Origin of the sequence: Paraburkholderia strydomiana, assembly GCF_031456815.1 — a bacterium.
Classification (GTDB): Bacteria; Pseudomonadota; Gammaproteobacteria; order Burkholderiales; family Burkholderiaceae; genus Paraburkholderia; species Paraburkholderia caledonica.
The window spans coordinates 176,066-189,395 of the sequence record NZ_JAVDVL010000008.1; the positions used below are offsets into that span (position 1 = coordinate 176,066).

Sequence of the window (13,330 nt, forward strand, 5' to 3'; positions counted from 1 at the left end):
AGGAGAGCAATTTGGTCCTGGAACTGGAGCAAGTGAGTGTCGTTTCTGGCGGGCAACCGTATCTGTACGGCGTGAATTTGCGTCTCGTGCCAGGCGCCATCAATGTGTTGCTTGGACCTACCCAGGCCGGCAAGACAACGCTAATGCGCGTCATGGCGGGACTGGACAGGCCAAGTGCGGGCCGCGTGCTCGTAGACGGTCAGGACGTGACAGGCGTCAGTGTGCGCCAGCGCAACCTTGCAATGGTTTATCAGCAGTTCATCAATTACCCGGCGATGACGGTGTTTCAGAACATCGCCTCGCCGCTCCAGCTTCAGAAGACCGACCCCGCCGAAATTCGCCGGCGCGTGCAGGAAGTCGCGGCAAAACTGCATATCGAGCATCTGCTGGAGCGGCGGCCGAGCGAACTGTCAGGCGGCCAGCAGCAGCGGTGTGCGCTGGCGCGCGCGCTCGTGAAGCGCACATCGCTTGTATTGCTCGACGAACCGCTCGTCAATCTCGACTACAAGCTGCGCGAAGAATTGCGCATGGAACTCGCCACGCTTTTCGCGGACGGCAAGACGACCGTGGTGTACGCGACCACCGAACCTCTTGAAGCATTGCTGCTCGGCGGCTATACGGCAATCGTCGATAAAGGCCGCGTGCTGCAATTCGGCCCGACGCTCGACGTCTACAACGCACCGGTCGACGTGGACGCCGCGGCCGTCTTCAACGATCCGCCTATGAACATGCTCACGAGCGAAGTGAACGGTAACGGCAGCGCGCGACTGCCGATCGGCATCGACGTGCCGATCCGCCGTGGCACCGCTGCGAACGGCACATGCCGCATCGGCATCCGGCCGGGGCACTTGCGTCTTGCGGCGAAGACATCGCATGCGATCGCCGTTCCATGCCGGCTCGAACTCGCCGAACTGAGCGGTTCGGAAACCTATCTGCATCTGCACACGCTCAATGGCGGCATTGATCTCGTCGCGCAGTTGCAAGGCGTGCATCAGATCGAACTCGGCACGCAACTCGACGTATTCATCGACCCCGACGAACTGTTTGTGTTCGGCGCGGATACGAAGCTCGTGTCCAGCCCGGAGGCAGCCTATGGCGCGCATTGAGTTTCAGAATCTCGCGCACGCGTATCGTCCGAATCCGGCGACGCTCGACGACTACGCGCTGCAACCCATGAGCATGGTCTGGGAAGACGGCGGCGCGTACGCGTTGCTCGGACCATCCGGTTGCGGCAAGACCACGCTGCTGAACATCGTGTCGGGTCTCGTCAAGCCGTCAGAGGGCAAGGTGCTGTTCGACGGACGCGACGTGACCGCGCTGGGCGCACGCGAGCGCAACATCGCGCAGGTGTTCCAGTTCCCGGTGATCTACGACACCATGAGCGTGTTCGACAACCTCGCGTTTCCGCTGCGCAACCGCAAAATACCGGCAGCCGAAGTCAGGAAGCGCGTGCACGAAGTGGCCGACATTCTCGACATGACGCGGGATCTGCCGCATAAGGCGAGCAACCTCGCAGCGGACGCGAAGCAAAAGATTTCGCTGGGACGCGGCCTCGTGCGCCAGGACGTCGCAGCAATCCTGTTCGACGAGCCGCTGACCGTGATCGATCCGGCCATGAAATGGATGCTGCGCCGGCAGTTGAAGAAGATCCATCAGCAACTCAAGCTCACGCTCATTTACGTTACGCACGATCAGGTCGAGGCACTCACCTTCGCCGACGAAGTCGTGGTCATGACAAACGGTCGCGTCGTTCAGAAGGGCGGCGCCGATGCGCTTTTTCTACGGCCGGATCACGCGTTCGTCGGCTACTTCATCGGCAGCCCCGGCATGAATCTTTGCCCAATCGAGCTTGACGCGGAGGGCGTGAAGATCGGCGCCCAACGGCTCGCTCTGGACACTGACACACTCGCCACGCTAAGACACGCGCATGAGCATGCAAACGGCTCGCTCACACTCGGCATTCGCCCTGAGTTCGTGGGGCTCGCACAGGAAGGCGAAGCGGGTGCGGTCAAGGCGCAGGTATTGCGCGCGCAGCAGCTCGGCAACTATCAACTCGTCACAGCGCAATGCGACGGCCATCTGTTCAACGCCAAACTTGAGCCGCATGTGCGCGTGGTCGACGGACCGGCCTGGCTGCGCCTCGCCGCGCCTGAAACGGTGTTCTTCTGCAACGACGAAAGAATCGACGCACGCATCTCCGAAGGAGCGGCCAGATGAACAAGCCCGTCAATCAGAAAGCGTGGCTGCTGGTCGTGCCCGTGTTTATCTGCGTCGCGTTCTCCGCGATCCTGCCGCTGATGACAGTGGTCAATTATTCGGTGCAGGACATTATCAGCCCGACACAGCATGTGTTCGTCGGCACCGAGTGGTTTCGCAACATCATGACCGATCCCGACCTGCGCGACGCGCTTGGCAGGCAGATCATATTTTCCGCTTGCGTGCTGCTGTTCGAAATTCCGCTCGGTGTGGGCCTCGCGCTTGCGATGCCGGCTTCGGGTTGGCGCGCATCCGCGGCGCTCGTCATACTCGCCATGCCGCTCCTGATTCCATGGAACGTGGTCGGCACGATCTGGCAGATCTTTGGACGCCCGGATATCGGTCTGCTCGGTTATTGGCTCAATAGCCTCGGCTTCGACTACAACTACACGGCGAGCCCCACGGCCGCGTGGCTCACCGTGCTCGTGATGGACATCTGGCACTGGACGCCGCTCGTCGCGTTGCTGTGCTATGCAGGCTTACGCGCGATTCCCGATGCGTTCTATCAGGCCGCCGAAATCGACGGCGCAAGCCGCTTTGCCGTGTTCCGCTACATCGAATTACCGAAGATGCGTGGCGTGCTGATGATCGCCGTGCTGCTGCGCTTCATGGACAGCTTCATGATCTACACGGAGCCGTTCGTGCTGACAGGCGGCGGTCCTGGCGATTCCACGACGTTCCTCAGCCAGTACCTGACACAGAAAGCCGTCGGCCAATTCGACCTCGGTCCAGCCGCCGCATTTTCGCTGATCTATTTCCTCATCATTTTGCTGCTGTGCTTCATTCTCTATAACTGGATGAGCCGTGTAGGCAAAGGCGGCCCCGCTGCGGAAGGAGACGAACATGCAGGATAAGCGCCGCTGGATGCGCACGTTGGTGCTCGTCGTCTATATGTTGTTCGCGCTGATTCCGCTGTACTGGATGCTCTCGATCTCGTTGCGCACGAACGAAGAAACCATGTCGACGTTCGCCACGCTGCCGCAGCACGTGACGTTCGAGAACTACAAGATCATCTTCACCGATCCGTCCTGGTACTGGGGCTACATCAATTCGATCATCTACGTGTTGATGAATACGGTGATGTCGGTGCTCGTCGCGCTGCCTGCCGCTTATGCGTTCTCACGCTACCGCTTTCTCGGCGACAAGCACATGTTCTTCTGGCTGCTCACCAACCGCATGACGCCGCCCGCCGTGTTCCTGCTGCCGTTTTTTCAGCTCTATTCGAGCGTCGGGTTGACCGACACGTACATCGCCGTTGCGCTTGCGCACATGCTGTTCAACGTGCCGCTCGCGGTGTGGATTCTCGAAGGCTTCATGTCGGGCGTATCGCGCGAAATCGACGAAACAGCGTATATCGACGGCTATACGTTCCCCGCTTTCTTCGTGAAGATTTTCCTGCCGCTGATCAAGTCGGGCGTCGGCGTGACGGCTTTCTTCTGCTTCATGTTCAGCTGGGTCGAACTGCTGCTCGCACGCACGCTGACCTCCGTGAACGCGAAGCCGATTGCAGCCGTGATGACACGCACGGTGTCGGCGGCCGGCATGGACTGGGGCGTGTTGTCCGCGGCGGGCGTGCTGACCATCGTTCCTGGTGCGCTAGTGATCTACTTCGTGCGCAACTACATCGCGAAGGGCTTTGCGATGGGGAGAGTCTGATGTTCACGTGGATGTACTGGACGCCCGAAGTGGCGCTCTTCTTCGGCTGCATTGTCGTAATGCTGGCCGGCATGACGATGTGGGAACTGCGCTCGCCGACGACCGAACGCAAGGGCTTTCTGCCCATCTCGACCACGCGTGGCGACCGCCTGTTCATCGGTCTTCTCGCGGCGGCGTATGTGAACCTCGCATGGATCGGCATCAGCGCCGAAGGCTCGAATTCGTGGCCGGGATTCGTGGCTTCGGTGCTCGTTCTGCTCGCGATCATGTGGAAAGGCTAGCAAGTCGACACATGCAATGAAGGCTGGCAACTCCCGGTTCCGCTGATGCCCCGAGCGGGCTCCGGCCAGATTCAAGGGGCACGAAAGACACAGGAGAAGACCATGCAACAGAGGAGACGGATCGTCGCGCTCGCAGTGGCAGGCATCGTGTCGGGTGCCCTTGCGAATCAGGCACAAGCGGGCATGCCCGAAGCGCAAAAATGGGTCGATAGCGAATTTCAGCCAAGCACGCTTTCGAAACAGCAGCAGATGGACGAAATGAAATGGTTCGTCGACACGTCTGCCAAACTGAAGTCGCAAGGCGTCAAGGAGATACATGTGGTGTCGGAAACTATCGACACGCACATCTACGAATCGAAAACACTCGCGAAAGCGTTCACTGAAATCACCGGTATTCAGGTAAAGCACGACATCATTCAGGAAGGCGATGTCGTCGAAAAATTGCAGACGTCGATGCAATCCGGGCAAAGTATTTACGACGGCTGGATTTCCGACTCCGACCTGATCGGCACGCACTATCGCTACGGCGTGATCGTGCCGCTGTCCGATTACATGACAGGCGAAGGCAAGGACTATACGAACCCTGGCCTCGACATCAAAGACTTCATTGGCACGAGTTTCACGACCGCGCCAGACAAAAAGCTCTATCAACTGCCCGACCAGCAGTTCGCCAACCTTTACTGGTTCCGCGCCGACTGGTTCGCGCGCAAGGACTTGCAGGACAAGTTCAAGGCGAAGTACGGCTACGAGTTGGGCGTGCCGGTGAACTGGTCCGCGTATGAAGACATTGCCGAGTTCTTTACCAACGACGTGAAGAACATCGACGGTGAAAAAGTCTACGGTCATATGGACTACGGCAAGAAAGACCCGTCGCTCGGCTGGCGCTTCACGGACGCATGGCTTTCCATGGCGGGCGAAGCCGACAAGGGCATCCCGAACGGCATGCCGGTCGACGAATGGGGCATACGCGTGACGCCGGACGGCTGTCATCCGGTGGGTGCGTCGGTGTCGCGCGGCGGCGGCACCAACAGTCCCGCAGCCGTCTATGCGACGACCAAATACATCGACTGGCTCAAGAAATACGCGCCGCCCGAGGCCTCGGGCATGACCTTCAGCGAGGCGGGCCCGGTGCCTGCACAAGGCAAGATCGCGCAACAGGTCTTCTGGTACACGGCGTTTACCGCGTCGATGCTCAAGCCCGGCAATGTCACGAATCCGGACGGCACGCCGAAGTGGCGCATGGCGCCGTCGCCGCACGGCGCATACTGGAAAGACGGTATGCAGAACGGCTACCAGGACGTCGGCTCGTGGACCTTCTTCAAGTCGACGCCGCCCAATCAGCGCGCCGCAGCCTGGCTGTATGCGCAGTTCGTAACGGCAAAGAGTGTGTCGCTGAAGAAGTCGATTGTCGGTCTGACGTTCATTCGCGACTCCGACATTCATAGCGACTACTTCACGAAAAACGCGGACAAGTACGGCGGTCTGATCGAGTTCTATCGCAGCCCGGCACGCGTCGCGTGGACGCCGACCGGCAACAACGTGCCCGACTATCCGAAGATGGCACAGCTTTGGTGGAAGAACGTCGGCACGGCAGTCGCCGGCGAAAAGTCGCCGCAGGCCGCAATGGATAACCTCGCGAAGGAAATGGACCAGGTGTTGTCCCGTTTGCAACGCGCCGGCATGAAAGTGTGTGCGCCGGAGCTGAATGCGCAAAGCGATCCGTCGAAGTGGTTGTCCGATCAACACGCGCCGTGGAAGAAGCTCGCCAACGAGAAGCCGAAGGGCGAGACGGTCAAGTACGAGCAGTTGCTGTCGGCGTGGAAGGCGGGCAAGGTGCGCTAGGCGGCTGATCTGGAAATTGGCAGTTAATAGAAGGGCGGCACCATGCGTGCCGCCCTTTTTCATGCCGCCGATGCCACCGATGCCACAACCCGCATGCGCTATTCGTTTGCCATGTCTACCAGCTTCGCAACCGTGTTCATGTTGCGTGCGGTTCCCGTTCTGGCGGCCGGGATTTTCAACTTCGTGTCTGCCATTCCGTTGTTGTAATGCACGTAGATTTCGCGCGTGCCGAGCGCCATTTCTTCTTCGCGCTGGCCGCTTGCGTGAGTCAGCGCGTCGGCGGGCGGCGGTGTGTCGAGAAAAATCGCGACCGTCCGGTTCGGCGCGGCGGACTTGAATGGATTGGCGGCCAGCACCTGCGCAAGTTCCTTGCTCGTTCGCACCGCAACGCCCACCGGCTTGCCCGCATACTCTTCAAGGCAACGCTCGAACCGGCTTTTCACCGATGCCTCGGCAAGCTTGCTGTCGAACACGACGTTGCCGCTTGCAATGTACGTGCGCACATTGGTGAAGCCAACGGCTTCGCACATAGTTCGCAATTCAGCCATTGGAAGCTTGCCGGTGCCGCCGACATTCACAGCGCGCAGAAAAGCAACGTATCGGGTCATCGAGTGAGTTCTTCTGATGTCGAATACAAGTCTTTACACGAGCGAGGCGGCTCGCACGATCATAAATAAGCCGGCGCCGATCACAAGAAACCCAATGACCCGCGCGATGAACTCGCCGTGTGGCGCCACGCGTTCGAGCGTAATAGCGACCGTGACCGCCGCCATTGCACGCAGATCCATCACGCCGGCCACGGCAAGCACCGCAGTCAAGCTTGCACAGCACGCACAGCAATGGACCCCTAGCCGCACACCATATCTTATCGCGGCGACCGCGCGCGTAGGCAGTGCATGAAGGCAGGATTGAGCCGCGTGACGGCAACAGCGAAGATAACGCGCCTTCAGCGCCGTGAGTTGCAACGCGCCCGCGGAGAGCACAATTACGCCGGCCACAATGGGAACAGCGCGAGAAACCGCGGGCATGCGCATCTCAAGCGCCGCTAACGTCGCGCCGAACACAAACAGCGCTGTACCCAACGCGGCCCACACAGCGAAATAGCCCACGCCGGCAAGCAACGTCATAAGTGCTGCGCGCGCGTGCCCTGCTCTGCGAAGCGCCTCGTCGTAACGCCACAAAACAGGTGCGAGGGACGGCAGCATCATCGCGATCATCATGACGACCCACATCCCGACGAACCGTGCCGCCACGTCCGGCCACGAGCGGCCGCACATGGGCATCCACGTCATCGACATGGCCCAGCCGCCTGGCATGGGCATGTCGTCCATGGTCGACATGGACCCGCAAGCAATGAGGGTTGCCGCCACGCAGACTGCGAACAGCAACGCACAGACACCGTAAAAGAATGCGCGCGAACGAGGAGCGCGCATGTCGAGGTATTGCGTCGCGAAGTCACCGCATCGGCTCGCGTGCACGGGCCTCATCATCGACCTCAGCGCTTTGCGTACTCGTCGTGACGGCGCCACCAGATGCCCGTTTCGTTGCGGCCTTTCGGCGCGCGGTCGAGCCATTGGTACATGCCCCACAGGCCGTCGAGTCCACGCGCGTAGGTGGAATACGTGTGGTACACCGCGCCGTCTTCCAGCACGAAGGCGCTTAGTCCCGGCCGGTCGCGCGCGTAAGTGGATGCGTCGGTACCGCAAGTCGCCGCGAATTGCGCGACGGGCTCCGGCGCCGGTACCGCGTCCATTGCATGACGGCCGCGCTGATAGTTGTATTCGACGGTGCCCTCGCGCTGCTGCTCCTCGGTAAAGGAGATGTTGAAGTCGAAGTTGAAGTCGCTGCCCGCCGACGAAGCCCACGGAAACGTCCACCCCATGCGCCGCTTGTACTCCTGCAGCTTCGCGAGCGGCGCACGGGACATGGCCGTCAGCGCGACGTCGTGATTGGCCAGATGAATCGCGATACCGTCGAAACCATCCGCGATCGACGAGCATGACGGGCATCCTGCCTTGTAGTCCGGCCCGAACATGAAGTGATAGACGAGAAGCTGCGAGCGTCCGCCAAACAGGTCGGCAAGCGACGCGACGCCCTGCTCGGTCTCGAACCGGTATGTCTTGTCGATGCGGACCCAAGGCAATTCCTGGCGTCGGCGCGCCAGTTCGTCGCTGCGCCGCGTAAGCTCTTTTTCCGCGTTGAGCAGATCGATGCGCGCTGCCAGCCACTGCTCGCGTGTTCCGGTCGTATGTGTCGTGGTCATGGTTCTCTCCGTTCGGTTTTCCTCGGCGCTCGATCGCTTTCGATGCGACGTACTGGTTAGCGGTCGTGCTAGATTAGTGTCGGGAATCCGGACGGTGGGAGTGACAAGTGTGGCGCGATTTCAATCAGCATGGATCCGCTAATCCAGGCCGCCGCTCAGGCGCTCGCAGCGGGTGATCCGCTCGGCGCATTGAAGCGCGTCGCGTTACGCGGCGACGCGCCGGCGCTCGCGCTTCGCGGCATCGCGATGGCGCAACTGGGCGACTTCATCCGCGCCAAGGCGCTCGTGCGAAGCGCGGCGCGTGCGTTCGGTTCGAAGCAAGCTGTGGCCCGCGCGAGATGTGTCGTGGCGGAGGCGGAGATCGCGCTGGCGTCGCGTGATCTTGCTTGGCCGGCGAAAGCGCTGGGCGCTGCGCGCGCGACGCTCGAAGCACACGGCGACCGTGCCAATGCCGCGCATGCGGGCTATCTGGAAGTTCGCAGGCTTGTTCTGATCGGACATATCGACGAGGCCGAGCGCATGCTCGGCACATTCGATTCCGCGCCTTTGCCGCCCGTGCTCAGAGCGGCACACCAGCTGATGGTGGCGAGCATCGCGCTACGGCGTTTGCAGGCCAACAAGGCTCGCGCCGCGTTCGCACAAGCGAGGCATGCGGCACGAGCTGCCGAGATTCCCGCGCTGATCGCTGAGGTCGAAAGCGCATCGAATACGTTGAACGTGCCGGCCGCGCGCCTGATCGAAAGAGGCGAACAGCGGCTGTTGCTGCTCGATGAAGTCCAAGCACTGTTAATGTCGAACGCGTTCGTGGTCGACGCCTGTCGCAATGTCGTGCAGAAGTCCGGTACGGCTGTCTCGCTGGCACGGCGTCCGGTACTGTTCAATCTCGCGTACCAGCTTGCCGAAGCATGGCCCGCCGATGTATCGCGCGACACGCTGATCGCACGCGCATTCAGAACGAAAGATGCCGATGACTCGCACCGCGCGCGTCTGCGGGTGGAGATCGGCCGGCTTCGCACAGTGCTTGGCACGCTGGCCGATATAAGCGCGACGCCGCGTGGCTTTACGTTGGCCCCGCGCGACGGGCAAGAGGTTCGGGTACTCGCGCGGCCCGTCGACGAGACTCATGCGGCCATGCTCGCGCTGCTCGCGGATGGCGAGTCGTGGTCGAGTTCTGCGCTCGCGCTCGCACTCGGCGCAAGCCAGCGCACCGTGCAGCGCACACTCGATTCGCTCGCCGCCGTTGGCAAGGCGCAGTCGTTCGGCCGAGGCCGGGCGCGCCGCTGGATGGCCCCGCCAGCGTCTGGATTCGCGACAACGTTGTTACTCCCCTCGCCCGTCACGCTCAATTAGGATGGCAGCATGAATCGATCGAACGCCACTATCATCCGCGAATATGGTCCGTTCCCGGACGTGCAGCAAGTGGCTGGCGTCACCTACGACGGCCAGCAGGTCTGGATTGCAACGGGCAAGACGTTGAACGCATTCGATCCCGCGAGCGGTGAGACTCTGCGCGCAATCGAAATCGCCGCCGATGCGGGCACAGCCTTCGACGGCCAGCATCTGTTTCAGATTGCCGCGGGCCGCATCCACAAGATCGACCCGGCAACCGGCCGCGTGCTTTCGAGCATTCCTGCGCCGGGAGGCAATGGCGCGTCGGGACTCGCATGGGCCGAAGGATCGTTGTGGGTCGGCGAGTATCGCGAGCGCAAGATCCATCAGGTCGATCCCGAGACCGGCGTCGTGCTTTCGAGCATCGAGTCGAACCGCTTTGTAACGGGCGTCACGTGGGTAGACGGCGAGCTTTGGCACGGCACCTGGGAAGACGATGCAAGCGAGTTGAGGCACGTCGATCCACGTACCGGCGAGGTACTGGAAAGCCTCGAGATGCCCGAGGGCGTGGGCGTGTCGGGTCTCGAATCCGATGGCAGCGGGCAGTTCTTTTGCGGCGGCGGAAATAGCGGGAAGGTACGCGCAGTGCGCCGTCCGCAACGCGAGACGGGCGACGTCAGCTGATTCGCTCTGCTTTTGCGCCGCGAACCACGGTCTATTTCACGCAGCACTACGCACTTCGCGACGCACCGCCTGCGGCGGCACGCCAAACCCGCGTATGAACGCCTCGCGCAAATGGCGGCGGTCGCGAAAGCCAGTCTCTTTGGCAATGACGTCGAGCGGATGCCGGCTTTGCTCGATCATCAGGCGCGCAGCTTCGAGGCGAAGGCTTTCAATCGCCCGCGCAGGCGATTGCCCCGTTTCTAGCGTGAACACACGGCTGAACTGCCGCGGACTCAGGTTCGCTTTATCGGCCAGCTCATCGACGGTAAGTGGCCGGCTCAGGTTCTCACGCGCGTAGTTCAACGCGCTCTGAATGCGGTCCGACTTGGGCGCGAGGTTGAGCATTTCCGAATGCTGCGATTGGCCACCGGAGCGCCGCTGATGCATGACGAGCTTGTGCGCAACGGAGCGCGCCACTTCGGCGCCCAGATCTTTTTCGACCATCGCAAGGGCGAGATCGAGCCCCGCGGTCATGCCGGCCGACGTCCAGATCGGACCGTCGACGATATAAATGCGGTCGTCTTCCACGCGAACGTCGGGAAAGCGCTTCTGCATTTCACGCGCGTAAGCCCAGTGTGTCGTGGCGCGACGCTGCGATAACAGACCCGCCTCAGCCACCACGAAGCCGCCTGTGCAAATACCGCCGATGCGCCGCGCGCGCGGCCCGGTTTTGCGCAGGAACGCGAGCACGTCTTGCGGCGCCGGCGATGCCAGCGGATCGTTGACGCCTGCAACGATCCACGTATCCGTTTGACGGCGCGATTTGAGCGGACTCGTGCTCATGGTCATACCTAGCGACGAACGCACCTCGCCGCCCGCAGGCGAAAAATTCTCCACCTGATAGAACGGCTCGCCCACTACGAGGTTCGCGTATTCAAAAACAGCTTGCGTGGCGATCGCCATGACCTGAAAGCCGTCGCTCAGCAAATATCCCACGCGGTGCATGTCCGTTCTCCGTCCAAGTGGATGTCCTGAAACCTAACCATATATGTCATTTGCGTCGCCGTCAAAACGGGACAGAATTCGTTCACACCATCAACGGTTGACTGCAAAGGAGTGACATCATGACTGAAGCACACAAGGGCACTGCACTGATTACGGGCGCGTCGTCGGGCATCGGCGCAATCTACGCGGACCGCCTCGCGCGGCGCGGCTACGATCTCGTATTGGTCGCCCGTAACCGCGAGCGCCTCGCCGCGCTGTCCAGTCGCATCACGACTGAAACGCGCCGTAGCGTCGAGATACTGGACGCCGATCTGGGCGACAAAGCTGGGCTCGCAGCGGTCGAAGCGAAACTGAAACAGGACGCGAGCATTACGCTTCTGGTCAATAACGCCGGTGTCGGCACGCATACGCCGCTCGTCGACAGCGACGTCGATGCAATGCAGCGCATGATCGACCTGAATGTCAGCGCGCTGACGCGGCTCACGTATGCGGCCGTGCCCGGCTTCGTCGCGCGTGGCAAGGGGGCGTTGATCAACATTGCGTCCATCGTGGCTATTGCGCCGGAGGTTCTCAACGGCGTGTATGGCGGCAGCAAGGCGTTCGTGCTGGCCTTCAGCCAGTCGCTGAAGCACGAACTGGCCGACAAGGGGATTCAGGTGCAAGCGGTTCTGCCGGGCGCGACCGCGACCGAGTTCTGGCAAACGGGCGGCCTGCCGCTGGAAAACCTCGACAAGGCAATCGTGATGTCCGCCGACGACATGGTCGACGCAGCGCTGGTCGGCTTCGATCGCGGCGAGCTGATCACCATTCCGTCACTGCACGCGGTTGAAAAGTGGGAAGACTACGAGGCTGCGCGCCGCGCGATGTTCTCGCTGTTGTCGACCAATGCGCCGGCGCCGCGCTACAAGGTGGCTTGACGGGCGACAGTGGAAAGTAGCGGCGGATCGCGGCGAATTCGTGCAAATTGCATCGGCATGCGCGATTCGCCGGGTAGCCGCAAGTTGCATTGATTCGGCGCCCGCAGGCCATCGCATCAGGCGAGAGGTCCTTCGGGCGCTTTGCGGCGCACCGCGACCGCGATGGCGCTGCCCACGATCATCAATATGCCGGCCACCGACAGGAGCTCCAGCGTTTCGCCCCACAGCACATAGCCGAAAAGCGCCGCCCAGACGATGCTCGTGTAGTTATACGGAGCCAGCGCGCCTGCATCCGCGCGACGGAAGGCTACCGTCATCAGCATTTGGCCGGCGGTCGCGAAGACGCCGAGCGCGGCCATCACGAGGAGTGCGTCCACCGAAGGCGTGCGCCATTTAAAGAGCAACGTGCAACCCATGACCACGGTGCCCATTGCCGTGAAGAAGAGAACGGTGGTCGCGGAGTCGTCGGTCGGGCGAATGCGTTTGATCTGGACGATGGAGAGCGCACCGCAAAACGCGCTGGCCAGCAGGATCACGGGCCCTAGCCAGGACGTCTGCGCGCCGCCGGGCCGTACCACGAGCAGTACGCCGAGAAAACCCACAATCGCGGCTGCGGCGCCGCGTGGCGTCAAGCGCTCGTTGAGCATTAGCGGGGCCAGCACGATGACGATCAGCGTCTCCGAATAGGCAAGCGCGACGGCTTCGCTGAGCGGCACATAAGGCAGGCCGGCAAAGAACAGAGCCGAGGCGCCGAGGAGTGCGATCGCGCGCGTGGTCTGCCCTTTAACATCGATATTCCGCAAGCGGTCGGACAGTGGCCGGCTTCCTCCGCAACACAGCAAAATGGCGGGAAACAGGCCGAAAAGCATGCGGAAAAACGTGACCTCGTTGGCCGGATATTGCAGCGCAACCGACTTGGCCAGCGCATCGACCACTGCAAAGCAGAACATCGAGGCAAGGATGGTGCCGACGCTGCCAAGCGAGAGTGAACTACCGTGGGTGGACGCGGAAGTCGGCATGTGAGAACGCAATCCGTATGGGGATTTGCATGATCTCACAGACGCACGGGCTGGCGCTTCACACTACGTGGTGTCGGAAACCGGCAGCGCAGCGACGGC

At 61.6% G+C, this 13,330-nt stretch carries 15 protein-coding genes; 10 read left to right on the forward strand and 5 right to left on the reverse strand.

Annotated features, from left to right (window positions below; translation table 11 throughout):
* The first annotated feature begins 11 nt into the window (after positions 1–11).
* The 6 genes from J2W46_RS21895 (at position 12) to J2W46_RS21920 (ending at position 6,035) form a co-directional block, all read left to right on the forward strand.
* Entirely contained in the window at positions 12–1,106 is a 1,095-nt protein-coding gene (locus J2W46_RS21895) for an ABC transporter ATP-binding protein (RefSeq protein WP_310356071.1), read from the forward strand.
* Entirely contained in the window at positions 1,093–2,217 is a 1,125-nt protein-coding gene (locus tag J2W46_RS21900) for an ABC transporter ATP-binding protein (protein WP_310356074.1), read from the forward strand. Before J2W46_RS21895 ends, J2W46_RS21900 begins: the two co-directional genes overlap by 14 nt.
* Positions 2,214–3,110 (forward strand): carbohydrate ABC transporter permease, encoded by an 897-nt coding sequence (locus J2W46_RS21905; RefSeq protein WP_020068787.1) that lies wholly within the window; start codon positions 2,214–2,216, stop codon positions 3,108–3,110. The genes J2W46_RS21900 and J2W46_RS21905 overlap by 4 nt, the downstream gene beginning before the upstream one ends.
* The gene (locus J2W46_RS21910; protein WP_027801006.1) at positions 3,100–3,912 is read left to right on the forward strand and encodes a carbohydrate ABC transporter permease; all 813 of its coding nucleotides are present in this window, start codon (positions 3,100–3,102) and stop codon (positions 3,910–3,912) included. The genes J2W46_RS21905 and J2W46_RS21910 overlap by 11 nt, the downstream gene beginning before the upstream one ends.
* Positions 3,912–4,193, forward strand: a complete 282-nt coding sequence (locus J2W46_RS21915) for a DUF2160 domain-containing protein (RefSeq protein WP_027778187.1) — start codon at positions 3,912–3,914, stop codon at positions 4,191–4,193. The genes J2W46_RS21910 and J2W46_RS21915 overlap by 1 nt, the downstream gene beginning before the upstream one ends.
* A gap of 102 nt (positions 4,194–4,295) precedes the next feature.
* Complete coding sequence (locus J2W46_RS21920) at positions 4,296–6,035, forward strand: ABC transporter substrate-binding protein (protein ID WP_087751810.1); 1,740 nt, start codon at positions 4,296–4,298, stop codon at positions 6,033–6,035.
* A gap of 98 nt (positions 6,036–6,133) precedes the next feature.
* Here J2W46_RS21920 and J2W46_RS21925 read toward each other — a convergent pair whose 3' ends face one another.
* Complete coding sequence (locus J2W46_RS21925) at positions 6,134–6,643, reverse strand: DUF1697 domain-containing protein (RefSeq protein WP_310356079.1); 510 nt, start codon at positions 6,641–6,643, stop codon at positions 6,134–6,136.
* A gap of 33 nt (positions 6,644–6,676) precedes the next feature.
* The gene (locus tag J2W46_RS21930; RefSeq protein WP_310356357.1) at positions 6,677–7,333 is read right to left on the reverse strand and encodes a DUF2182 domain-containing protein; all 657 of its coding nucleotides are present in this window, start codon (positions 7,331–7,333) and stop codon (positions 6,677–6,679) included.
* On the opposite strand from J2W46_RS21930, the gene J2W46_RS21935 reads away from it, so the two are divergent.
* On the forward strand, positions 7,254–7,439 hold the full coding sequence (locus J2W46_RS21935) for a hypothetical protein (RefSeq protein WP_310356368.1): 186 nt from the start codon (positions 7,254–7,256) through the stop codon (positions 7,437–7,439). The genes J2W46_RS21930 and J2W46_RS21935 overlap by 80 nt on opposite strands.
* A gap of 91 nt (positions 7,440–7,530) precedes the next feature.
* On the opposite strand, the gene J2W46_RS21940 is transcribed toward J2W46_RS21935, so the two are convergent.
* Positions 7,531–8,298, reverse strand: a complete 768-nt coding sequence (locus tag J2W46_RS21940) for a DUF899 domain-containing protein (RefSeq protein ID WP_310356082.1) — start codon at positions 8,296–8,298, stop codon at positions 7,531–7,533.
* A gap of 129 nt (positions 8,299–8,427) precedes the next feature.
* On the opposite strand from J2W46_RS21940, the gene J2W46_RS21945 reads away from it, so the two are divergent.
* Both J2W46_RS21945 and J2W46_RS21950 read left to right on the forward strand, forming a co-directional pair.
* A complete protein-coding gene (locus J2W46_RS21945; protein ID WP_310356083.1) occupies positions 8,428–9,648 on the forward strand; it encodes a helix-turn-helix domain-containing protein in 1,221 nt (406 codons plus the stop codon).
* Between the two features lie 9 nt (positions 9,649–9,657).
* A complete protein-coding gene (locus J2W46_RS21950; protein WP_020068779.1) occupies positions 9,658–10,311 on the forward strand; it encodes a Vgb family protein in 654 nt (217 codons plus the stop codon).
* Between the two features lie 36 nt (positions 10,312–10,347).
* Here the strand turns inward: J2W46_RS21950 and J2W46_RS21955 are convergent, their stop codons facing one another.
* Complete coding sequence (locus tag J2W46_RS21955) at positions 10,348–11,295, reverse strand: GlxA family transcriptional regulator (RefSeq protein WP_020068778.1); 948 nt, start codon at positions 11,293–11,295, stop codon at positions 10,348–10,350.
* A gap of 119 nt (positions 11,296–11,414) precedes the next feature.
* On the opposite strand from J2W46_RS21955, the gene J2W46_RS21960 reads away from it, so the two are divergent.
* Positions 11,415–12,212, forward strand: coding sequence for an SDR family NAD(P)-dependent oxidoreductase (locus tag J2W46_RS21960; RefSeq protein ID WP_214882626.1), 798 nt, complete (start codon positions 11,415–11,417; stop codon positions 12,210–12,212).
* Positions 12,213–12,328: 116 nt separating this feature from the next.
* On the opposite strand, the gene J2W46_RS21965 is transcribed toward J2W46_RS21960, so the two are convergent.
* Positions 12,329–13,231: a DMT family transporter gene (locus tag J2W46_RS21965; protein ID WP_087751816.1), complete on the reverse strand. Its 903-nt coding sequence runs from the start codon at positions 13,229–13,231 to the stop codon at positions 12,329–12,331.
* Positions 13,232–13,330 lie beyond the last annotated feature (99 nt).